Genomic DNA, 20,316 nt, shown 5'->3' on the forward strand with positions numbered 1-20,316 from the left:
CCGACTGGGGCTACGGCATCTTGTCGCCGAGCAGTGCCAGGTTCTCGATGGCGGCGAGGCCGTACAGGGCGCTGTCGTTCGAGCTGACCCAGCTGGCCTCGCTGCCGGGAACCAGCGTGACCGGGCCGCTCAGCGGCTCGGTCTTCCAGGGCGAGGACTCCATGTAGCCGTCGGAGCTGTAGAACTTCGTCCACGCGCGCTTGGCGAGCGTCGCGTCGCCGGTCTGGACGGCGGCGTACGCGTCGAGCCGCGAGTGGCCCTGGAACAGCAGCAGGGAGCCGAAGTTGGAGCCGTAGCGCGCCGCCTGTTCGGTCTTGGTGGCGTTGAAGTAGCGGCAGTAGTCGAGGTAGACCTCCTTGAACTTGGGCACGTCGACCAGGTCGATCAGCTCGGCGCACAGTTCGTTGAGGCCGAAGACGGCGGAGAGGTGCGAGACCGAGACGACCGGCGCGGAGGCGATGGCGAACCTGCCGGTGTCGAGGTCGTACAGCCCGCTGCCCTGGACGAAGCCGTTGGGCTGGGCGGCGATCGTCTCCATCGTCGACAGCACGCGCGCCTTGGCCTTTTCCCACTTCGGGCCCTTGCGCTCCCACTCCGTGAGCCAGGCCGAGACCAGACCGCTCCAGTCGGTGCCGAAGCCGATGGACAGGGCGTGCCGGTCGGGGGTGTAGGGCTCGGTGCGGATCTTGCGGATCGGGTCGAGGACGAGGAACGTCTCGTCGGAGTCGACGTTGGCGTGCATGAGGTCGCCGACGCGCTCGTCGGCGGTGAGGTAGTAGTAATAGCGGCGGTATGTGGTGTTGGCGATGCGCTGCTGTTTGGCGCTGTCGGCGTAGTGCTGCACACCGTGCCGGGTGCCGAGGCCCGCCCACTGGCCGAGGTGGTAGACGTCGACCTCGCCGGTGTGCCGGGTGAGCGCCTCGGCGAAACGGAAGATGTCCGAGCGGCCCGAGCGGAGATAGGCCATCCAGAGCCAGATGTCGGGCGACAGCTCGGAGTTGTCCCAGGCGTAGCCGCCGACGTCGTAGCGCCACTGGTGGCGCACGGTGTCGTACGAGTGCATGAAGTCGCCGTAGTCCCAGAAGCCGTACCAACGGCGCATCTCCACCTGGTCCTTGTAATAGGTGAAGAGGAAGTCGAGGTGGTCCTCGATCTTCGCCTTGGCGGCGGTGGAGCGGTCCGGCTCGGAGAAGAGGCCGCCGAAGACCTTGGACTTGATGAGCTGCTTGGGCGGGGCGGCGAGCTGCGGCAACACACGTACGGCCGCGACCTGTTCGGCGAGCGTCTCGGGCGTGGGAGTCGACTCGTTGGCCCAGAAGAGGAGTTCGGAGGTACGGGCGATGCCGTAGGGGGTGCCGAACTCGGGTTCGTAGTCCTCGTAGGTGATGTTGAGGCCTTCGAGCTGCTCGGCGTAGGTGTCCTGGCCCATGCCGTCGTGGTAGAAGCGCAGGTCCATGGGCTGCGCCTCGGGCGACCAGAGCCAGAGGGTGACCTCGGCCTCGTCGGTCGCCGCGTCGCGGATGTCGAGCTGCGCCGGGTACTTCTCCCAGAAGTCCCTGAGGCCGAAGGAGAGACCGCCGCTCGCCCCGCCGACGTAGCCGAACCCGCTCGCCCGGTGTCCACCGCCCGCGCCGATCCAGCCGTGGCCCTTCTTGGTGCGCTTGCGCAGGGTGAAGCCGTCGGCGGAGAGCTGGGAGAGGGTGTAGTCCCCCCACTCGGGGATGTACTGGAGGCGGGTCGTCACCCGCTGGTCCCAGGTGGACGGGTCGGGCAGCTTCTCGCCCGCGAACTGAGCCGCCTGCACGGCCGCGCCCGGGTCGCGGCGCAGCCCGGTGATGCCCTGCACGGCCTCCCGCAGAAGACCGGAGCCGTCGCCGCCGATGCGGATGTGCCGGTCGTACGCCGCGTCGCGCATCGGCACGTTGAAGCGGACGCCGAGGCCGCGGATGAAGTCGCCGCTCGTCTTCCCCGGCTCCTGCTTCCCGTCGAAGGTGATGGTGTGCACCATCCGGAAGGAGTCGGCGCCGGCGTAGAAGTACAGCCGGATCGAGAACGGCAACCAGCTGCGGCTGCCCTTGCGGTGCTTGCCGTCGATGCGGACGACGGCACGGACCGGGCCCTCCTGCTCGACCGTGACCTCGGCGATGACGCTCTCGAACCGCTCGTACTTCTCGGCGCCCTGGTCGTCGTCCTCGATCTCGGGCTGGCGGATCAGCACCAGTCGGCCGTCCTTGGCGATCTCGGTGGAGCCGCGCTTCACCGATTTGACGAGGGTGGAGCCGCTCTTGCCGATCTTCGCGGTGATGACGCCGGTCGAGATGTCGATGGTGCCGCCGCTCTTGTCGACGGTCACCTTCTTGTCGGGGGCGGCGGGCGCACCGGCGGCGAGCGTGAGCTTCCCGGAGCCGGAACTGACGGCGTGCGCCGTCCACTTGAGAGAGCCGTCCGGCCAGTACGCGATCGGCCAGGACTGCACCGGCACGTCCTTGCCCGAGGCGTCGGTGAGCGCGAAGGTCTGGTCCTGCTGGTACGCGCCCTTGGGCCAGGGCACGCCGACGGTGGAACCGGGGGCGGCACCGAGGGCGCCGTCCTCCAGCCAGTCCAGGGTCACGGGGTCGGTGTCGGCGGCCTCGGATCTGGCGGCGGCCTGCGCGTTCGTGCTTCCCAGGGCCCAGCTGAACTGTGCGGCGGCTCCAGCGACTGCGGCCGCCTTCAGCAGGGACCTGCGGGGGATGGGAGACATGGCCTTTCCTTTCCGTGCGGGGAAGTCAGGGGCATGACAGAGCGAGGTACGGCGCCAGGGGCGCCGACCTGCGAGGAGCTCAGCGGCGGCGGTGGCGCGCCTCGACGGCGACGGCCGCCGCCGCGACGGCCCCCAGGACGGGGACCGCAAGCGGCGCGATGAACAGGGCGGAAGCGGCCACGACGGCCAGTCCGCCCACCAGCAGGAACGAGCCGGCCGGATCGAGGACCGTACGGCGTCCTGCCTCCGCGAGCAGCGCCCGCCAGGAGGCGCCGGGCTCCCAGACGGCCGCCGCGCGCAGCCCGGCCACGGCGAGGCCGATCAGGGCGAAGAGACCGACGGCCCCGACGAGCGGGCCGCCGGGGATACCGGCGCGCACGGCCTGGACGTCCACCCAGACCGCGGCGGCCGCGGCCCAGCCGGCGGCCCCGGCGATCCAGCCGCCCCGGACGGCGGCCCGGAAGTCGGCGACGAACTCCCGCAGACCGCCCGCCTCGTGGGAGGTGCGCCGCCGAAGATGCCGTGCACCGGCCGCGAACGCGGCGGGGTAGGTGACCAGCGGCAGCGAGGCCACCGCGATCCACACCCCGGTGAGCAGACACTCCGCGAACACCGCGAAGTGCTCGGCGAGGACGGATTCGCGGGGTGCCTTGCGCGCCTTCGCACGCCTTTTCCGCTCCGCCCGCGCCCGTAGCTGGCTGGTAGCCATCTCAGCCCTTCAATCCGGAGGTCGCCATACCGTCGATCAGGTAGCGCTGGAAGGCGAGGAAGAAGAGGAGCACGGGCAGCAGGGCGACCAGGGACATCGCGATCATGCCGCCGTAGTTGGCGACGCCCTCCTGGTCGCGGAACATCATCATGCCGAGCGAGACCGTGTACTTGCTGGGCTCGTTGAGGTAGATCAGCGGGCCCATGAAGTCGTTCCAGGCATTGATGAAGGTGAAGATCGCGCTCGTGATGAGGGCGGGGCGGCACAGCGGCAGCACGATCGACCAGTAGATCCGCAGATGGCCACAGCCGTCGAGCCGGGCCGCCTCGTCCAGTTCGCGCGGCAGGTTCCGCATGAACTGGACCATGAGGAAGACGAAGAACGCCTCGGTGGCCAGGTACTTGCCGATCAGCAGCGGAACGTAGGTGTTGACCAGTTCCATCTTCTGGAACATCACGTACTGCGGGATGAGCAGCACGTGATACGGAAGCAGGAGCGTGCCGATCATGAGCGAGAACAGCAGGTTCCGCCCGGCGAACCGGATCTTGGCGAAGGCGTAGGCCGTCAGCGAGCAGGAGATGAGGATGCCGACGACGGAACCGAGCGCGTAGAAGAGGGAGTTCTGGAAGAAGGTCGCGATCGAGATGTCCGCGATGCCGTCGGCCAGGCCCTTGAAGTTGCCGAGGACGGGGCTGGTCGGGAACAGGTTCAGGCTGCCGATGATGTCCCGGCTGGGCTTGAACGAGGCGCCGATGACCCAGATGACGGGATAGAGGACGACCGCGAGGATCAGCAGCGCGCCGATGTGCCAGACCAGCGAGCCGGCACGCTTGCGGCCACCGACCTCCAGTGGCTTGCGCAGGGTGGTGCTCATCGGGCGTCCTCCTCGTAGTGCACCCACCGCTTCTGGGACCAGAAGAGGACGGCCGTCACCAGCGCAACGGCGAGCAGCAGCATCCAGGCCATGGCGGACGCGAAGCCCATCTGGGACTCCTTGAATCCCTTCTGGTACAGGTAGCAGGTGTAGACGAGCGTGGCGTCCGCCGGTCCGCACTGGGTGTTGGAGACCACGTAGGCGGAGCCGAAGATCTGGAAGGAGTGGATGGTCTCCAGGAGCACGTTGAAGAAGAGCACCGGCGAGATCATCGGCAGGGTGATGTTCCAGAACCTGCGGAACGGTCCGGCGCCGTCCACCTCCGCGGCCTCGTACAGTTCCCTCGGCACCTGCTTGAGTCCGGCGAGGAAGATCACCATGGGGGCGCCGAACTGCCAGACGGTGAGCGCGACCAGGCTGTAGAGCACCCAGTTCGGGTCGCCGACCCAGCCTCCCGTGTGGAAGCCGAGGAACGTCTGCGTGCGGTCCACGATGGCGTCGTCGGAGAAGAGCGCGCGCCACACGAATCCGACGGAGACGCTCGCGCCGATGAGCGAAGGCGCGTAGAAGGCGGCCCGGTAGAAGGCCTGCCCCCGTCGGCTCTGCGCGAGCAGCAGGGCCACTCCGAGCGCGAGCAGCAGCTTGAGCGGGGTGCCGATGACGACGTACTTGGCCGTCACCTCGACCGACTTCTGCCACCGCGGATCGTGGAACATCTTGGTGAAGTTGTCGAAGCCGATCCACTTCGGCGAATTGAAGAGGTTGTAGTCGGTGAACGCGAAGTAGAGGGAGGCGGCCATCGGGCCCGCGGTCAGCAGCAGGAAGCCCGCGATCCACGGGGACATGAAGAGATAGCCGGCGAGGTTTTCCCGGCGCCCCCGCCGCTTTTTGGCGGCGGGGGCCTCGGGGCGTATCTCCGGGGCGTCGGGCGGAGAGTCCTTGACGAGCGTCACGGCGGTTCCCATCAGGCGGCGAGGGCGGTCTTCGCCTCGGAGAAGAACTGCTTGACCGCGTCGGCGACCTTCGTCGTGCCCTGCGACATGTCACCGCCGATGCGCAGGAAGGCGGACTCGCAGGTGTCGGCGCCCGCCGGGTGCGGGGTGATGGTGCCGAGCACTCCGGCCGCGGCGACATCCGTCTCGTACTTCGCGATCGCCTGGTTGGGCGCGTCAGACGGCTTGTACGCGTCGAACTGCTCGGTGGTGGCGAGGATGCCCCGGTCGTAGCCCATGATCTTGCCGACCTCGGGGTCGTGGACCATGAAGTTGATGAACTGGGCGACCTCCTTGGGGTGCTTGGTGCGGGCGGAGGCGCTCAGCATCAGGGAGGCGAGGTACTGACCGGTCTGCTTGCCGTCGGTGGTCGGGATCGGCGCGAGGCCGTAGGTGCTGGTGCCCTCGGCGGTGTAGCGGACCGTGAAGTTGTCCCAGGTGAACTCGGAGGCGCCATGGGCCGCCGAGAGCGAGGACTTGGGCTTGTCCTGCTCGACCCGCTTGGGGTCGGTGACGATGCCCGCCTTGACGCGGTTGTAGCCGTCCGTCCACCACTCCGTCAGGTCGGCCTCGTCGAAGCCGAGTCCGTCCTTGGTGAAGAACGCCTTGCCGTTCTGGCGGAGGTAGAGGTCGTACAGGTACATGATGCTGAAGTAGCCGGTGTCGCCGGGCAGCTTCTGGGTGTCGTGGATCTTCTTCAGGGCAGCGAAGTACTCGTCCCAGGTCCATCCCTGCTTCGGCTTGACGCCCGCCTTCTCAAACACCTTCTCGTCGATGACAAGTGACATGGTGTTGGATCCGACCGGAATACCGAGCTGCTTTCCGTCGACCTGACCGACCTTCTCGACTCCGGCGCGGAAGTTGTCGAGGCTCAGATTTCCCGCGTCTATCTGAGGCTTGAGGTCGAGCAGGATGCCTCTCTTGTCGTACTTCCGCAGGAATCCGACCGCGTTCTGGAATACGTCCGGGGGATTTCCACCGGCGGCCTGGGTCTGGAACTTCTCCCAAAAGGCCACGTAATCCTGGAAGTCGGTCTTCACCTTGATCTTCGGGTACTTCTTCTCGAAGAGCGCGATGGACTGGTTGATCCTCTTCGCCCGCTCGTCGGCACCCCACCAGGCGTACCGGATCGTGACCGTCCCGTCCCCGGAACTGCCGCTGTCCCCGCCGCAGCCCGTCGTCGCGGCCAGCCCCAGCGTGGCCAGTGAAGCTCCGGCCGCCTTGAGGACCGTACGCCTCTCAACACTCCCGTTGTTACCCACAGTCGGGCCTCCCGCGACGTCGTTGCCACCTGCATGAATCGTTTCAAGTAAGCGCTTGCTGGCACAAGGTACGGAGGGCTTCCAGGCGCGTCAATGATTCGGACAGGAATTGATGTGACGCGGTTCGGCCGCGTGGCGACGAGTGTTGGGGGTGCCGCTCCCGCGGGGGCGCCTGAATGCGCAGGTCCGGGGCGTGCGGTCGGAGTTTCGAACGGGAAACGGTGGGTCGGGCGAGCGAGGGGCCGGGCCGAAAACAAGTGCCGTGCGGGTGGGGATGCGGGGCGGGGCGGGGGCGGAGGAGGGGTGGGCGGACCGAGAGTGAGGGGGTTGGGGGTGGGTCTTCGCGAGGGGGTGATGTTCGAACTGACGTACGTGTGGATGGGGTTGATGGGGACGGAGAGGGCGGAGAGGGCGGAGAGGTGGGCAGGGGGTGGGCTTCGGGGGCTCGGGGGGCCCGGATGGGGCCCTGGTGGGTCTGGACGGGGCCCTGGTAGGTGTCTGGACACAGGCCTGGGCGGGTCGCGCCGACGGGGGCGGTTGGCGGGCGTCCCGACGGCGGCTTGCTCGGGTTGGTCGGGTGTTCGCCCTGGTCGGCGGGTCGGTGCCGGGGCGCGGGCCGCGATGCGGGACAGCTGGCGCGAACGGCGGCTCGCTCGCGTCGGTCCGGCGTTCGCCCTGGTCGGCGGGTCGGTACAGGAGGCGCGGGCCGCGATGCGGGACAGCTGGCGCGAACGGCGGCTCGCTCGCGTCGGTCCGGCCGACGCCCTGGTCGGCGGGTCTGCGTGGGGCGCCCCGCGACGCGGACCGCTCGATGCGCGCCCCGACGGCGGCCTGCTCGCGTCGGTCCGGCGTTCGCCCTGGTCGGCGGGTCGGTGCGGGGGCGCCGGCCGCGATGCGGAGGAGCTGTGCGGAGTAGCTACGCGTGGCTCAAGGCTCCCCAGGTCACTCCCCGCAACGCGCCCGACGTCGCACCGCATCCCGGCGGCGATGCCCGCGAGCAGCGTGGACAGCTGCGCGGCGGTCCGGCCGACGCCCGGTGCCGGATGGGCGAGCGGAGCCGCGTGGCTGGACCACATGACGGGACACCACCGGTGTAGGGCGGAGGTCCGGCCGGGCGCCCCCTGGAGGGACGGGCATCTACTGAGGTCAGCGGCTTGAGAGAGGTTTACCGCTCCCGCGGCGTCCGTGTGCGGAGGGTGGTCGGGAGCGTGGGCGGGGCTGGGTCCGAGCGGGGCGCCGATTCCGATGGCGGCTGCGACCGTGACTCCGGCCCTGAATCCGGCGCCCGCGCGGGGACCGCCACCGGTTCTGACACCGCCGCGGAGTAGGGTCCGTCGGTGCCGTCGGCGCACCCTCCCGCCCCTGCGGGGTGGTGCGGAAATGACGAAGGCGACCCTGCCCACATGATGCGTGGAACTGGGTCGCCTGTCGTGCTGGTGGGCGATACTGGGATCGAACCAGTGACCTCTTCGGTGTGAACGAAGCGCTCTCCCGCTGAGCTAATCGCCCGGGCGCAGGGAGAACATTACCCCATGCCAGGGGTGGCTCCGACCAGCCAAGGAGCCTCCAGGAGGGACCTTCCCCCGTCGGTCATTCCTGGATGTTCCACGGCATCTGGACGCCGAACTTCCAGAGGTAGACGCCACCGAGCGCCGCGACGATGACGACACCGACACTCGTGAGAATGATGTTGCGGCGCCGCACCTTCGGGTCGAGTGCCCGCTGTGTCGCCTCGGTGACTTTGCGCTTCGTCCAGCGGAGCACCAGCTGCGCCCAGACGAACTCGGTCGCCCAGATCGCCATGCCGCCGAAGATCACCAGCCAGCCGGGGCCCGGCAGCGGAAGCATGATCACGCCCGCGCCGACCACCGCGAGCCCCACGACGAAAACACCCACCTGCCAGCTCAGATGCAGCGCACGGCGGGCCTTGATGAATTCCGGCGCCCGCGATCCGAGGGGCCCCTCGATCTTCGTCTCACCATCGGCCGTGGCGACCTCGCCCGGCTCGTCACTCCCCGTATTCATACGGCCAAACCCTACCGGAGAGAAACCAGTCACCGGAATGGCCCTATCCGGCGAACCTGCTCTCGGCCGGAAGAGTTACGTAAAGACACGCAAAACACTCAGAGGGGTTTACAACGGCACCGTAGGTGGCATGTCGATTTCGCCGACGTGCGAATCCCCGAGCGCACACTGAGCGAAAGGCCCTGGCGCTTATGAACACCACGGTCAGCTGCGAGCTGCACCTGCGCCTCGTTGTGTCGAGCGAGTCCTCACTGCCTGTACCCGCAGGACTGCGGTATGACACGGCCGATCCCTACGCCGTGCACGCCACCTTCCACACCGGAGCCGAGGAAACCGTCGAGTGGGTGTTCGCCCGCGACCTCCTCGCCGAGGGCCTGCATCGGCCCACCGGTACCGGCGACGTCCGAGTCTGGCCGTCCCGGAGCCATGGCCAGGGCGTCGTATGCATCGCCCTGAGCTCCCCGGAGGGCGAAGCCCTCCTGGAAGCCCCGGCGCGGGCCCTGGAATCGTTCCTGAAGCGGACAGACGCCGCCGTGCCCCCCGGCACGGAACACCGGCATTTCGATCTCGACACGGAGCTCTCACACATCCTGGCCGAGAGCTGACGAGACCCCCATAGAGCCGCCCGGCGCCGTCCACTCGGGGAGACGGCTCGGGCCTAAACATCTGCAATGGGCACCACCGCAAAGGGCACGAACACCGGCGCCGTCGCCGCGGACTCCCGCGGGGGCGGCGCCGGTGCGCGTGGCCGCCGGCAGGCCTCGACGGCCCCAGCGCCGGTGCGCGGGGCCGGGGCGGGCCTTCCTGCCCTGCCGGGGCGGGGAGGCCGACGTGGGCCGCCAAGAGCCGCTGAGAGCCGACGCGGGCGCTGCCCGGGGCACGGGGCAGGCGCCGGGCCGGCTCGGGCCGACAAGGCCGGGCGGTGCACGCCCGGCGGACTCACGCGGCCCACCAGGCTCAGCGCCGGCCCGCACGGGGCTGAGGCTGTTCTCGGGCGGGTTCAAGGTGCCGTTCGCGGCCCGTGAACCGGCCCATGACCGGCCCGTGATCCGGCCCGGAGTCGTGGCGGACCGTGTGCAGATCGACCGCCCCCGCTCCCCCACCCCAGGAAGCCACTACGATCGGCCAGCATCGGAGGGCGCCCGCCCGACCCCCAGGCCAGGGAGCGAAACGTGCTGATCACCCACGACACCCGGCGCTCTCTCGACGCCGTGGTGGACCTGGTGAACACCGCGGCGGAGAATGACACGCCGGACGGGCTCGCGGACGTCGCGTCCCTCGACAATTTCGTACGAAAGCACGGGATCAGTGATGTCGGCGTGCTGTCGGAGCAGGACCTCGCGGCCGTACGCGCGGTCCGCGGCCGGTTCGCCGGAGTCTTCGCCGCCGACGACCCCCGTACCGCCGCGGGCCTCATCAACGAGCTGGTCGCCGTCGCGGGCACCACGCCCCGGCTCACCGACCACGACGGCTACGACTGGCACGTGCACTACTTCGCGCCGGGTGCCTCCGTCGCCGACCACCTCGCGGCCGACTGCGGGATGGCGCTGGCGTTCTTCGTGGTCGCCGGAGAGCAGGACCGGCTGCGGCGCTGCGAGGCCCCGGACTGCCGGCACGCCTTCGTGGATCTCTCCCGGAACCGCTCGCGCCGCTACTGCGACAGCCGGACCTGCGGAAACCGGCTCCACGTGGCGGCGTACCGGGCGCGCCGCAAGGAAGCGGCGGGCTGACGGACGCTGGACGCGCGGCGGGCTGACGGAGCCCTCGGCGGGTGACGCCAGGGGCTCCGTGTACGGCTCAGAGCAGCAGCAGGTCGTGCAGCGAAGCCATGAGCAGCAGACAGCCGATCACCGCAAGGAAGATCATCAGCGGTGGCTGGGAAAGCGCGTAGAGACAACCCCGCGGCTCCTCGGGAGGGGCGGCGGTGTCGCTCTGTGTTGTGTCCAGCATCTCGCGGCGATGATGACGCAGCCACCACCCGCTCCGCGATCAACACGCCCGGAATGACCGGGAGTTCGCCAATATCCGCGATGAGCAGGCACGAACGTGATCGTTTCCGCGCTCTCCCATGATCCTCTGTGTCGTTTCAGTCCGTCATATGCCGCGCTTCTTCAAGATGGCCTCGATGTCGCTGAAGTCGTCGTCGGAACCCGTGGCCCGGGGCGTCGTCGCGGGCCGGGCGGCCGGACGGGAGCCCTGGCTCAGCGAGGGCGCCGAGGCCGCGGGGGCCACCGCCTCCCGCTGGGCGGCCCGGGCGGCCGCCTTGCGTTCCTTACGGGTCCCGCCGCCACGCCGCTCCACCGCCCGCGTGGTCATGAACAGCAGCCAGGCCACGCCCAGCACACCGAAGCCCGCCCACGCGGTGGGGCTGAAGGCGGTGTCGGCCAGCCAGCCGACGACTCCGGTCATCACCAGGCCGACCGGCACCAGCGAGTAGGCGGCGATGCGGGCGGCGGAGAGGAACCGCTTGCGGTAGGCCGTGACCGCGGCGATGCCGAGGCCGGCCGCGGAGACGGCGGAACAGACAGTCTCGGCAATCATCCGGTCCTCCAGGGCAGGGCTCGGCAGAGCGGGTCGGTTCGTCCCTTCCATCCTGCACCGCCCGGCGCCCGATATGCCATGCTCCGGGCGGACCTCAGGGACATCTCCGGGTCGGGGTCCTCCCCAGGTCCCGGTTGGGGCGCCGTCGGCAGGGCTGGGAGACTGGGTGCCATGAACGACTCCTCCGCAGCCCGCGCCACCACCGTCCTGGACGTCTGGTGCGAACTCCAGTGCCCCGACTGCCGCAGCGCCCTCGCCGACCTGCGCGCGCTGCGCGCCCGCTACGGCGACCGTCTGGAGCTGCGGCTGCGGCACTTCCCGCTGGAGAAGCACAGGCACGCCTTCGCCGCCGCGCAGGCCGCCGAGGAGGCCGCGGAGCAGGGCCGGTCCTGGCCGTACGTCGAGGCGGTCCTCGACCGTGTCGAGGAACTGGACCGCAAGGGCGAGCCCTTCCTGATCGAGGTGGCCCGCGAACTCGGTCTGGACGCCGAGGAGTTCGACACCGCCCTGATCGACGGCCGGCACATCCTGATCGTCGACGCCGACCAGGCCGAGGGCAAGGCCATCGGCGTGACCGGCACCCCGACGTACGTCATCGGCGGCGAGCGGCTCGACGGCGGCAAGAGTCAGGAGGGCCTGCGCGAGCGCATCGAGGAGATCGCCGACCGCCTGCTGGCCGAGGACGCGTAGTCCTCGTTCTCGCGCAGTGATGCAGAGCAGGTTCTTGTAGCAGTGGTTCAGAGCAGGTTCTTGTAGAGGTAGTACTCGCTCGTCGTATAGCCGAGTGACTCGTACAGCTTCTCCGCCGGGGTGTTCCCCGCGAACACGTTGAGGCCGATGCGGTCCCGCCCGCCGACCACCGCCCGGGCCTCGGCCAGCAGCATCAGGGTGCGCCCATGGCCGCGGCCCCGGTGCTCCGGGTCGGTCTCGACGCCGAGCACGAACGCCGCGTCGGGCCACAGGCCCAGCCACAGCGTGCCGACCGGGGTCCCCTCGTGTTCCAGGACGCTGAGCACCGTGTTCTCGCTGGCCAGTCCGTCCGGCAGGAACCGGGCGAGCCCCTGGTCCGTCTTGCGGTACGCCTCGGCCTGGGCCACGCCCCGCTCCATCTGCGAGCGGGCGAACTCCTCGCGCTCCTTCGCCAGCCAGGGCACGTACTCGGCCTCGGTCATGGGCCGGGCGACACTGCCGACCGGCAGTGCGGGGCCGGGGCCGTCCAAGGGCTTGGTCATGACGCGGTTGCTCAGGACGTACCCGAGCGTCGTGGCGAGCCGGAGCACACCGTCCGCGTCCCCGGGCACCGACGTCTCGACGCGTTTGCAGCCCCAGCCGCGGGCCACCTCCTCGGCCGCGAGCACGGCCACCGTGCCCCGGCCCCGCCCACGGTCGGGTTCCTCGACGTACAGCTCTGCGACTCGGGCCACGGTGGGGCCGTACTCCGGATGCGTGGAGAGGTGGATCCCGCCCACGGGACGACTGTTCACGCACACCTTGTAGCGGCGGGACAGCGCCCCGTCACCTCCGCGCTGAAGCGGCTCGGTCGGCCGCAGGGTGGTGGTCATCAGGGGTGTTCTACCCGTCCCGTGCCCCGTCGTCATCCTGTTTTGCCGTCATCCTGTTTTGCCGTCGTCCTACTTGCGCGCTGACGTGCCACGCCCGACCCCTACGGGTCGAGGTCACTTCCGGCCCGCTCCTCGAAGACGCGCATGGCCTTGGCGGTCACCGGGCCCGGCGCGCCCGGGAGTTGGCGCCCGTCGACCCGGTGCACACCCTGCACGTCCCGCAGCGTGGACGTCAGGAAGACCTCGTCCGCACGCTCCAGGACATCCAGCGGAAGATCGGTCTCCCTGGCGCCGGCCCACTCGACGGCGAGCGCACGCGTGATGCCGGCGAGACAGCCGGAGGCGACGGGCGGGGTGTGGATCTCGCCGTCGAGGACGACGAAGACGTTCGACCCCGTGCCCTCGCACAGCTGCCCGACCGTGTTGGCGAACAGCGCCTCGCTCGCGCCCTGTTCGCGCGCGCGGGCCAGGGCGACGACGTTCTCGGCGTACGAGGTGGTCTTGAGGCCGGTGAGGGCACCGCGCTCGTTACGGGTCCAGGGCACCGTGATCACGGCGGTGGAGTCGGGGCGGCGGGTGGACTCGCCGAGGGCGACGAGCAGGGTCGGACCGTGTTCGCCGCGGTCGGAGCCGAGCGGGCCGTAGCCACCGGTGTAGGTGATCCGCAGTCGGCCGAGCGGCATCGGGTTGGCGTCCAGAACGGCGGCGCAGGCGCGGCGCACCTCGTCGAGGTCGGGTGCGGGCAGCCCCAGGCCGCGCGCCGAGCGGACCAGGCGGTCGAGGTGGCGGGTCAGCGCGAACGGCCGCCCCTCCACCGCCTTCACGGTCTCGAAGATGCCGTCACCCACGGTCAGCCCGTGATCGAAGGCGGAGACGCGGGCGGACTCCATGTCCTGCAGACCGCCGTCGAGCCAGATCTTCACGTCAGAGAGTCCTTCCACTTTCGTACGCGTCTCCGTACTGTCCCGACGCTACCGCGAGCAGTCTCGCGGCCTTCAGCTCGGTCTCCTGCCATTCCCTTTCGGGGTCGGAGCCCCAGGTGATGCCGGCGCCGGTGCCGAAACGCAGGACGCCTTCGGCGCGGTCGGTCCAGAAGGTGCGGATGCCGACGGCGAGCTGTGCGGTGGCGCGGTCGGCGTCGACCCAGCCGATGCCGCCGCAGTAGGGGCCGCGGGGTGCGGTCTCCAGGGCCTCGATGATGGTCAGGGCGCTGGTTTTGGGGGCTCCGGTGACGGAGCCGGGCGGGAACACGGCGGCCAGCAGTTCGGGCCAGCCGGTGCCGGCGCGCAGGAGGCCGCGGACGGTGGAGACGAGGTGGACCAGTCCTGGGTGTTTTTCGACGACGCACAGATCGGGGACGGTGACGGTGCCGGTGGCACAGACGCGGCCGAGGTCGTTGCGCACGAGGTCCACGATCATGACGTTCTCGGCGTGGTCCTTGTCGAGGAGGTCGGCCTCGGTGCGTCCGGTGCCCTTGATGGGGCCGGATTCGATGACGGGGCCGGTGCGGCGCAGGAAGAGTTCGGGGGAGGCGGTGGCGATCTCTACGCCGTGGCGGGGCAGGCGGATCGTTCCCGCGTAGGGGGCCGGGTTGCCGCGGGCCAGCAGCGCGGTGAGGGCCTCGATGTCGGCGTCGGGGGCGAGGGGTGCGGACAGGACGCGGCAGAGGTTGGCCTGGTAGACCTCGCCGGCGGCTATGTGGGCGCGGATGCGGCGTACGCCGGCGGTGTACGTGGCGTGGTCGAGGGAGGACGTCCAGTCACCGGAGGTGGGTCCCTGCCACTGCCCGGGGACGGGGGCGGGCACGGGTTCGGTGCGTACGTCGGAGAAGCGGGCGCAGACCAGGCCGCCCTCGAAGTCGGCCGCGACGGCCCAGAAACCGGCCGAGTCCAGGGCCGCGGGGTCGCTGGTGACGTCGAGGAGACCGGTCGCGACGAGGCCACCGAAACGGGCGAGAGGAGGGAGGTCGAGCACGCAGTCGAGTCTAGGTCGGGTGACCTGCGGGTGCCCTGACCGTGTCCTTTGCCGGACAGACCGCAGCACGCTGCGCAAACGCGTTTTTGTGCTGGCCCGGGAATCCGCTAGAGTTCAACACGTCGCCGGGACGCGCAAGCCGAACGGAAACGACGCGCGGACGTAGCTCAGTTGGTAGAGCGCAACCTTGCCAAGGTTGAGGTCGCCAGTTCGAACCTGGTCGTCCGCTCGCAGGAAGAGGGGGATCATCCCGAACCCCCACACTCCTGGTGGAGTGGCCGAGAGGCGAGGCAACGGCCTGCAAAGCCGTCTACACGGGTTCAAATCCCGTCTCCACCTCCAAGGACGATTAGCTCAGCGGGAGAGCGCTTCCCTGACACGGAAGAGGTCACTGGTTCAATCCCAGTATCGTCCACTGGTCCGCAAGGACCCGATCCATCTGGATCCCCGCGCGATTAGCTCAGCGGGAGAGCGCTTCCCTGACACGGAAGAGGTCACTGGTTCAATCCCAGTATCGCGCACGCAGTACGCACCACCCGCACCCTCTGCAGGGTCACCTGCGCGATTAGCTCAGCGGGAGAGCGCTTCCCTGACACGGAAGAGGTCACTGGTTCAATCCCAGTATCGCGCACCAGCCGAAGCCCCCGACCGTCTCGTACGGTCGGGGGCTTCGTCGTGTCAGGTCGTTCCTCCGGTCGTGCTCAGGAGGAGAAGAGCATGTGGCCGAAGCTCTTGTGGCGCTGGTGCCCGCCGTAGTGACCGCCGCCGTGGCCTCCGTGTCCGCCGTGCTGCGGGGCACCCCACGCGGGCGCGGGCGCCGAGGGGTAGGCCTGCGGGGCGGGCGGGGGCGGCGCGGGCTGCGACCACTGGGCCTCCACGCGCGTCAGCGCCTCCAGCTCGCCGTAGTCGAGAAATATCCCGCGGCAGCCGCTGCACTGCTCGATCTGGACGCCATTGCGGTTGTACGTGTGCATCGGCGCATGGCACTTCGGACACTGCATGCTCGGCTCAACTCCTCGCCGTTCGGTACCGCTTCCACCAGGACAGACACTGTCCGGCCTCGAACGGTTGCACCCTACGCGGTCGGGGCCTGCGCCAACTCGGGCGGGACGGCTCCCATTCGGTCACAGGCGTCGATCACGGCCTGCTGCACCTCGTCCAAGGGGCGCTCCTCCCCCACGGACTTGGCGATCGCCAGGGCCGCGGTCTGCACGGTGAGGGCGCGGGCCGCCACGTCCAGGGCGGGCCAGGGATCGCCGTCGGCGGGTACGGCCGGGCCGCCGGCCCGTCGGTAGGCGGTCAGGAAGCGGGTCCACTCGTCGGGCGGGAGCAGACCGCAGGCGTACCAGGCGGCCGGGCGGGCCAGGTCCCAGGTCGGCACGCCCACGCCGAGGTCGTCCACATCGATGAGGAGCCAGGGGCCGGCCGGCGCGGGGTGGCGGACGAGCTGGCCGAGGTGCAGATCTCCGTGGCAGAGGATCCCCGCGGGCGGCATGGGGGCCTCGGCGCGGGCCCACGCGGGCAGGGCCACCCAGGCGCGCAGCACCGGGGCGGCGGCCGGGTGCGGGCCCGCCGTCCGCAGCCGGGCGATCGCCCGGGCCGCCTTGGCGGGGCCCCGCATGGGCGGCAGGCCGTCCGGCGCGGAGGTCCGGTGGAGGCGGGCCAGCAGGATCGCGGCGGCCTCCCAGGGAGCGGCCTCGGGGGTCTGCGGGTCGACCGGGGTGCCGTACGGCCAGAAGGTGACCGGGCGGCCGTGGAGGTCGACGGGCTTCGGGCGGAGCGGGGCAAGGAGGATGCCGGTGAGGGCGGGGTGCGCGGCGAGCTCGAGACGGCGGGAGAGTTCGGCGTGGTCCGTGCCGGGGGTGTGGGCCTTGGCCACGGTGTCGCCGTGGCGGACGACGGTGCCGTCGTGGCGGTCGGCGAGGACGGAGTCGTGGTGTGTGCAGGGGGTGCCGGCGGGGTGGGCCGCGGTGCGCGCCCCGGCGGTCAGGGCGGGAAGCACGTCTGCGGTCACGGGGCCCCCTGGGGTGTGCGGTCGGTACCTCGCGAGCGTACGTTCTCCGTCCCCGGGGCCCCTAGCCGTCCCATCCCTGGGGGCTCCGCCCCAGACCCCGGGTGGGTTCGTCGGGTGCGGGTGGGCGGGGGCCGGTCGCGCAGTTCCCCGCGCCCCTGGGCCGTGGGGCTGCGTCCCCGGCCCCCGTCGGCCGGGGACGGCCTCGTCCTCAAACGCCGGACAGGTTGAAGATGCGGGCCGGGGTGGGTGGGGCAACGGCCTCCCGGCTCACCCGTGAACGCCGGACCGGCCGAAAGACGCGCGCGGCGCCCCTTCAAGGGCGCGGGGATCTGTGTGGCCCGCCCCCGCGTCAGGGCAAAACAATGCCCGCGCAGCTCCCCAGCTGCGCGGGCATTTGTGCCGTCCGCCGCACCCCCGTCCCCACGGGGTTTCATGGCCGGATGTCCCCGCCCGGACCGCTCTTCCGGGCCTGGGGCGCCGCTCAGCGCCCCAGCATCACGCCCACGGACGACGCTTGTGTGACCACCGCGTCCCAGCCGCCGAAGACGACTACGAGCAGGGCCGCCAGAGGAAGGACCATCGCTGTCGCCACCAAAGGGTGGCGCTGACCCTGACTACGCGGGCGGAACGCGGCGCTGTACGCCTTGCGTCCTGTGCGGATCGCCGTCCGCGGTGCCGTGTGGGCCATGGTCCCTCTCCTGACCGAGCATCTATGTGGTTTGGCAGCGGCGGGTGTCTGACCTCGGGGGACGAGTGCTGCACCCGCCGCTTGACCTCAAATCTATGGGTGCGGCGGCGATCGGTCGTCATGCCCTCGTACCGATTGCCGGGCCTCCCGGAGGATGAGCGATGACCTGCGGTGTACTCCCCTGGGTGGAGATGAGGACCTAGGTCTCAGGGTCTTCCCGGAGGGGGCGTCCGGTGTGCCCGGACTGTTCCGAGCTGTCCTCCCTCGGCACCGGCTGCTCGACCAGCGCCAGCACTCGAGTCGCCATGAAGCGGGCGGTGCGCACCACTGATCCGCTTCGGGTGACTTCGCTCACTTCCACCACCCCCCGACGCACCGCGGTCTCCACTCTGCGACCCGCTCTGCTCGCCACCACTTCGTACGTACGCGTCGTGTCCCCGGCGTCCACGACTATCTCCACGCGATCACCCTTCACAGGTTCAATCCCCCTTCTGCGATGGACGGTTGGGATCACGGGCAGCCCAAAGCAGCCGTGATCTCGCATCCCCTGACCGTCTTTCAAGTTTCCCACCCGGCACTGACAATCGATCGGGCCGTGAGGGCGCGGCCTCTGCGCGCACCCGGCCGCGGAAACGTAAGCTGTGGCTCGTCAAACGGACCGGGCAGCGGGGATGGACATGGCGATGATGCGCCTGAGGCGCGAGGACCCGCGTGTCGTCGGCTCGTTCAGGCTTCACAGGCGGCTCGGCGCGGGTGGAATGGGCGTGGTCTACCTGGGCTCCGACCGCCGTGGCCAGCGGGTCGCGCTGAAGGTGATCCGACCGGATCTGGCGGAGGATCAGGAGTTCCGGTCACGGTTCGCCCGCGAGGTCTCGGCGGCCCGGCGGATCAGGGGCGGCTGCACGGCGCGGCTCGTGGCCGCCGATCTCGAGGCGGACCGGCCGTGGTTCGCCACGCAGTACGTGCCGGGGCCCTCGCTGCACGACAAGGTCGCCGAGGAGGGCCCGATGTCGGCCGCCGACGTGGCCGCCGTCGGGGCCGCGCTCTCCGAGGGGCTCGTCGCCGTGCACGAGGCCGGTGTCGTGCACCGGGACCTCAAGCCGTCCAACATCCTGCTGTCCCCGAAGGGGCCGCGGATCATCGACTTCGGCATCGCCTGGGCCACGGGCGCGAGCACGCTGACGCACGTCGGTACGGCGGTCGGCTCGCCCGGGTTCCTCGCGCCCGAGCAGGTGCGCGGCGCCGCCGTCACCCCGGCCACCGACGTGTTCGCGCTCGGCGCCACGCTGGCGTACGCGGCGACCAACGACTCGCCCTTCGGACACGGCAGTTCCGAGGTGATGCTGTACCGAGTGGTGCACGAGCAACCGCAGCTGCACGGTGTTCCGGACGCGCTGGCTCCGCTCGTCCGCGCGTGTCTGGCCAAGGACCCCGAGGAGCGTCCCAGCACGCTCCAACTCTCCCTGCGACTCAAGGAGATCGCGGCCCGCGAGGCGCAGGGCATGGCGGACGTTCGCCCGCCCGCGCAGCGCAGTGATCCCGACCGGCCGACGGGGCGCCTGGCCGAGCAGTACGCCGAGCAGCCCACCCAGCGCCGCCCGCAGGGCACACCGCCGCCGCGCACGGGCGGCACCAACGGGGGCTCACGGCCGCCGCAGTCGGGTGCGCGACCCGCGCCCGCCCGGGGTACCGGACGCTCCGGCAGCAGGCCCGTGCCTCGCAGCGGCGCCGGACGTCCCGCGCCCCGGACCACGGGGACCGGGCGGCGGCCGGCCAATCCGCGACTGCTGCGTCAGCGGCTCTTCGTATTCGTCGTGGTGACGCTGCTCGTCGCGCTGGGCATCGCGGCGGCGCAGGGCTGCCAGGGGCCGGCACGCGGGCTGGACGACGGAGGCACGCGCAAGGACGTACGACAGGGACAGTCGTCGTACGCGCCACCGCCCGGCGATCTGATGGCCAAGCAGTACCGGAGCCGACTGGACAGGCCCTAGGTTCTTGACGACTGGGTCTGGGTGTATTGATCACGAGCGTTGTTGACACTCGTGATCAATGCACCTAGAGCTGGGGGCGGCCCGTCGCGACCGCGTAGAAGGCGACCGCGGCCGCCGCGCCGACGTTGAGTGAGTCGACGCCGTGGGCCATCGGGATGCGGACCCATTCGTCCGCCGCCATCAGGGCCTTCGTGGACAGGCCGTCGCCCTCCGCGCCCAGCATCAGCGCGACCCGGTCCATCCGGTGCGGGGCCGCCTCGTCCAGGGACCTCGCCTTCTCGTCCGGGGTGAGGGCGAGCAGGTTGAAGCCCGCGTCGCGGACCGTCTCCAGGCCCTTGGGCCAGGTCTCGAGACGGGCGTACGGGACCGAGAAGACCGCGCCCATCGAGACCTTCACGGAGCGGCGGTAGAGCGGGTCCGCACAGTCCGGGGAGAGCAGGACCGCGTCCATGCCGAGGGCGGCCGCGGAGCGGAAGATCGCACCGATGTTGGTGTGGTCGTTGACCGCCTCCATCACCACCACCCGGCGCGCGGACCGCAGGAGTTCCTCGGCCGTCGGCAGCGGCTTGCGCTGCATGGACGCGAGCGCGCCCCGGTGCACGTGGTAGCCGGTCACCTGCTCGGCGAGCTCCGGGCTGACCGCGTACACCGGGGCCGGGAGCTCGTCGATGACATCGCGCATGACGTCGACCCACTTGGCGGACAGGAGCATCGAGCGCATCTCGTACCCGGCGTCCTTGGCGCGTCTGATGACCTTCTCGCCCTCGGCGATGAACAGGCCCTCGACGGGTTCGCGCTTACGGCGCAGCTCCACGTCGGTCAGGCCCGTGTAGTCACGCAGACGCGGGTCGTCAGGGTTCTCAACGGTGATGAGATCGGCCACAGGGTGATACTGCCTTGTCCTGGGTGCGGTGCCAACGGCTGGGCACGGGTTGGGTTAC

The 20,316-nt window shown here is 70.3% G+C and carries 20 protein-coding genes and 6 tRNA genes; 9 read left to right on the plus strand and 17 right to left on the minus strand.

Features of this window, described 5'->3' with window-relative positions:
* Positions 1-10 precede the first annotated feature (10 nt).
* From ACZ7M2_RS35360 to ACZ7M2_RS35390, 7 genes are all read right to left on the minus strand, one after another.
* On the minus strand, positions 11-2,743 hold the full coding sequence (locus tag ACZ7M2_RS35360; protein ID WP_471598762.1) for an exo-rhamnogalacturonan lyase family protein: 2,733 nt from the start codon (positions 2,741-2,743) through the stop codon (positions 11-13).
* 79 nt (positions 2,744-2,822) lie between these two features.
* Positions 2,823-3,452, minus strand: a complete 630-nt coding sequence (locus tag ACZ7M2_RS35365; RefSeq protein ID WP_471598763.1) for a hypothetical protein — start codon at positions 3,450-3,452, stop codon at positions 2,823-2,825.
* A gap of 1 nt (position 3,453) precedes the next feature.
* The gene (locus ACZ7M2_RS35370; RefSeq protein WP_075027582.1) at positions 3,454-4,326 is read right to left on the minus strand and encodes a carbohydrate ABC transporter permease; all 873 of its coding nucleotides are present in this window, start codon (positions 4,324-4,326) and stop codon (positions 3,454-3,456) included.
* A complete protein-coding gene (locus tag ACZ7M2_RS35375; protein WP_470051236.1) occupies positions 4,323-5,279 on the minus strand; it encodes a carbohydrate ABC transporter permease in 957 nt (318 codons plus the stop codon). Before ACZ7M2_RS35375 ends, ACZ7M2_RS35370 begins: the two co-directional genes overlap by 4 nt.
* 11 nt (positions 5,280-5,290) lie before the next feature.
* On the minus strand, positions 5,291-6,580 hold the full coding sequence (locus tag ACZ7M2_RS35380; RefSeq protein ID WP_471598764.1) for an ABC transporter substrate-binding protein: 1,290 nt from the start codon (positions 6,578-6,580) through the stop codon (positions 5,291-5,293).
* A gap of 1,434 nt (positions 6,581-8,014) precedes the next feature.
* Positions 8,015-8,089: transfer RNA gene (locus tag ACZ7M2_RS35385), tRNA-Val, on the minus strand.
* A gap of 81 nt (positions 8,090-8,170) precedes the next feature.
* Positions 8,171-8,605, minus strand: coding sequence for a TIGR02611 family protein (locus ACZ7M2_RS35390; RefSeq protein WP_099923748.1), 435 nt, complete (start codon positions 8,603-8,605; stop codon positions 8,171-8,173).
* Positions 8,606-8,796: 191 nt separating this feature from the next.
* On the opposite strand from ACZ7M2_RS35390, the gene ACZ7M2_RS35395 reads away from it, so the two are divergent.
* Both ACZ7M2_RS35395 and ACZ7M2_RS35400 read left to right on the plus strand, forming a co-directional pair.
* Complete coding sequence (locus ACZ7M2_RS35395; RefSeq protein ID WP_003959770.1) at positions 8,797-9,210, plus strand: SsgA family sporulation/cell division regulator; 414 nt, start codon at positions 8,797-8,799, stop codon at positions 9,208-9,210.
* A 567-nt stretch (positions 9,211-9,777) separates the two neighbouring features.
* Positions 9,778-10,335, plus strand: coding sequence for a CGNR zinc finger domain-containing protein (locus ACZ7M2_RS35400; RefSeq protein WP_352047930.1), 558 nt, complete (start codon positions 9,778-9,780; stop codon positions 10,333-10,335).
* Positions 10,336-10,402: 67 nt separating this feature from the next.
* On the opposite strand, the gene ACZ7M2_RS35405 is transcribed toward ACZ7M2_RS35400, so the two are convergent.
* Both ACZ7M2_RS35405 and ACZ7M2_RS35410 read right to left on the minus strand, forming a co-directional pair.
* On the minus strand, positions 10,403-10,555 hold the full coding sequence (locus ACZ7M2_RS35405) for a hypothetical protein (RefSeq protein ID WP_168490065.1): 153 nt from the start codon (positions 10,553-10,555) through the stop codon (positions 10,403-10,405).
* Between the two features lie 144 nt (positions 10,556-10,699).
* Positions 10,700-11,146: a hypothetical protein gene (locus tag ACZ7M2_RS35410; protein WP_097283920.1), complete on the minus strand. Its 447-nt coding sequence runs from the start codon at positions 11,144-11,146 to the stop codon at positions 10,700-10,702.
* A gap of 171 nt (positions 11,147-11,317) precedes the next feature.
* Between ACZ7M2_RS35410 and ACZ7M2_RS35415 the strand changes: the two genes are divergently transcribed.
* Positions 11,318-11,836: a DsbA family protein gene (locus ACZ7M2_RS35415; RefSeq protein ID WP_471598765.1), complete on the plus strand. Its 519-nt coding sequence runs from the start codon at positions 11,318-11,320 to the stop codon at positions 11,834-11,836.
* 47 nt (positions 11,837-11,883) lie between these two features.
* Here the strand turns inward: ACZ7M2_RS35415 and ACZ7M2_RS35420 are convergent, their stop codons facing one another.
* The 3 genes from ACZ7M2_RS35420 to ACZ7M2_RS35430 form a co-directional block, all read right to left on the minus strand.
* Positions 11,884-12,708: a GNAT family N-acetyltransferase gene (locus tag ACZ7M2_RS35420; protein ID WP_471598766.1), complete on the minus strand. Its 825-nt coding sequence runs from the start codon at positions 12,706-12,708 to the stop codon at positions 11,884-11,886.
* Between the two features lie 101 nt (positions 12,709-12,809).
* Entirely contained in the window at positions 12,810-13,631 is an 822-nt protein-coding gene (locus ACZ7M2_RS35425) for an aminotransferase class IV (protein ID WP_471598767.1), read from the minus strand.
* Between the two features lies 1 nt (position 13,632).
* Positions 13,633-14,682, minus strand: coding sequence for a chorismate-binding protein (locus ACZ7M2_RS35430; protein WP_471598768.1), 1,050 nt, complete (start codon positions 14,680-14,682; stop codon positions 13,633-13,635).
* 156 nt (positions 14,683-14,838) lie between these two features.
* Between ACZ7M2_RS35430 and ACZ7M2_RS35435 the strand changes: the two genes are divergently transcribed.
* The 5 genes from ACZ7M2_RS35435 (at position 14,839) to ACZ7M2_RS35455 (ending at position 15,316) form a co-directional block, all read left to right on the plus strand.
* A tRNA-Gly gene (locus ACZ7M2_RS35435) sits at positions 14,839-14,911 on the plus strand.
* Positions 14,912-14,950: 39 nt separating this feature from the next.
* Positions 14,951-15,024 (plus strand) — tRNA-Cys (locus ACZ7M2_RS35440).
* Between the two features lies 1 nt (position 15,025).
* Positions 15,026-15,097 (plus strand) — tRNA-Val (locus ACZ7M2_RS35445).
* 34 nt (positions 15,098-15,131) lie between these two features.
* Positions 15,132-15,203 (plus strand) — tRNA-Val (locus ACZ7M2_RS35450).
* Positions 15,204-15,241: 38 nt separating this feature from the next.
* Positions 15,242-15,316, plus strand: a tRNA-Val gene (locus tag ACZ7M2_RS35455).
* Positions 15,317-15,383: 67 nt separating this feature from the next.
* Here ACZ7M2_RS35455 and ACZ7M2_RS35460 read toward each other — a convergent pair.
* From ACZ7M2_RS35460 to ACZ7M2_RS35475, 4 genes are all read right to left on the minus strand, one after another.
* On the minus strand, positions 15,384-15,683 hold the full coding sequence (locus ACZ7M2_RS35460; RefSeq protein WP_352047935.1) for a TFIIB-type zinc ribbon-containing protein: 300 nt from the start codon (positions 15,681-15,683) through the stop codon (positions 15,384-15,386).
* A 74-nt stretch (positions 15,684-15,757) separates the two neighbouring features.
* The gene (locus ACZ7M2_RS35465) at positions 15,758-16,696 is read right to left on the minus strand and encodes an aminoglycoside phosphotransferase family protein (protein ID WP_471598769.1); all 939 of its coding nucleotides are present in this window, start codon (positions 16,694-16,696) and stop codon (positions 15,758-15,760) included.
* Between the two features lie 481 nt (positions 16,697-17,177).
* Positions 17,178-17,384, minus strand: a complete 207-nt coding sequence (locus ACZ7M2_RS35470; protein ID WP_471598770.1) for a hypothetical protein — start codon at positions 17,382-17,384, stop codon at positions 17,178-17,180.
* Between the two features lie 199 nt (positions 17,385-17,583).
* Positions 17,584-17,859 carry a hypothetical protein gene (locus ACZ7M2_RS35475; protein WP_060902353.1) on the minus strand — a complete coding sequence of 92 codons (276 nt, stop codon included), beginning with the start codon at positions 17,857-17,859 and terminating at the stop codon, positions 17,584-17,586.
* Positions 17,860-18,055: 196 nt separating this feature from the next.
* On the opposite strand from ACZ7M2_RS35475, the gene ACZ7M2_RS35480 reads away from it, so the two are divergent.
* Positions 18,056-19,375: a serine/threonine-protein kinase gene (locus ACZ7M2_RS35480; protein ID WP_352048017.1), complete on the plus strand. Its 1,320-nt coding sequence runs from the start codon at positions 18,056-18,058 to the stop codon at positions 19,373-19,375.
* Positions 19,376-19,439: 64 nt separating this feature from the next.
* Here the strand turns inward: ACZ7M2_RS35480 and ACZ7M2_RS35485 are convergent, their stop codons facing one another.
* Complete coding sequence (locus ACZ7M2_RS35485) at positions 19,440-20,258, minus strand: TrmH family RNA methyltransferase (RefSeq protein WP_060902351.1); 819 nt, start codon at positions 20,256-20,258, stop codon at positions 19,440-19,442.
* Between the last annotated feature and the right edge of the window lie 58 nt (positions 20,259-20,316).

It is taken from the genome of Streptomyces sp. NPDC111507, from assembly GCF_055638955.1.

Excerpts from the sequence above, each read along its gene's own strand:
- ACZ7M2_RS35360 (WP_471598762.1), bottom strand. The coding sequence starts at position 2,743 with ATGTCTCCCATCCCCCGCAGGTCCCTGCTGAAGGCGGCCGCAGTCGCT.
- ACZ7M2_RS35365 (WP_471598763.1), bottom strand. The coding sequence starts at position 3,452 with ATGGCTACCAGCCAGCTACGGGCGCGGGCGGAGCGGAAAAGGCGTGCG.
- ACZ7M2_RS35370 (WP_075027582.1), bottom strand. The coding sequence starts at position 4,326 with ATGAGCACCACCCTGCGCAAGCCACTGGAGGTCGGTGGCCGCAAGCGT.
- ACZ7M2_RS35390 (WP_099923748.1), bottom strand. The coding sequence starts at position 8,605 with ATGAATACGGGGAGTGACGAGCCGGGCGAGGTCGCCACGGCCGATGGT.
- ACZ7M2_RS35395 (WP_003959770.1), top strand. The coding sequence starts at position 8,797 with ATGAACACCACGGTCAGCTGCGAGCTGCACCTGCGCCTCGTTGTGTCG.
- ACZ7M2_RS35405 (WP_168490065.1), bottom strand. The coding sequence starts at position 10,555 with ATGCTGGACACAACACAGAGCGACACCGCCGCCCCTCCCGAGGAGCCG.
- ACZ7M2_RS35410 (WP_097283920.1), bottom strand. The coding sequence starts at position 11,146 with ATGATTGCCGAGACTGTCTGTTCCGCCGTCTCCGCGGCCGGCCTCGGC.
- ACZ7M2_RS35415 (WP_471598765.1), top strand. The coding sequence starts at position 11,318 with ATGAACGACTCCTCCGCAGCCCGCGCCACCACCGTCCTGGACGTCTGG.
- ACZ7M2_RS35420 (WP_471598766.1), bottom strand. The coding sequence starts at position 12,708 with ATGACCACCACCCTGCGGCCGACCGAGCCGCTTCAGCGCGGAGGTGAC.
- ACZ7M2_RS35460 (WP_352047935.1), bottom strand. The coding sequence starts at position 15,683 with ATGCAGTGTCCGAAGTGCCATGCGCCGATGCACACGTACAACCGCAAT.
- ACZ7M2_RS35470 (WP_471598770.1), bottom strand. The coding sequence starts at position 17,384 with ATGGCCCACACGGCACCGCGGACGGCGATCCGCACAGGACGCAAGGCG.
- ACZ7M2_RS35480 (WP_352048017.1), top strand. The coding sequence starts at position 18,056 with ATGGACATGGCGATGATGCGCCTGAGGCGCGAGGACCCGCGTGTCGTC.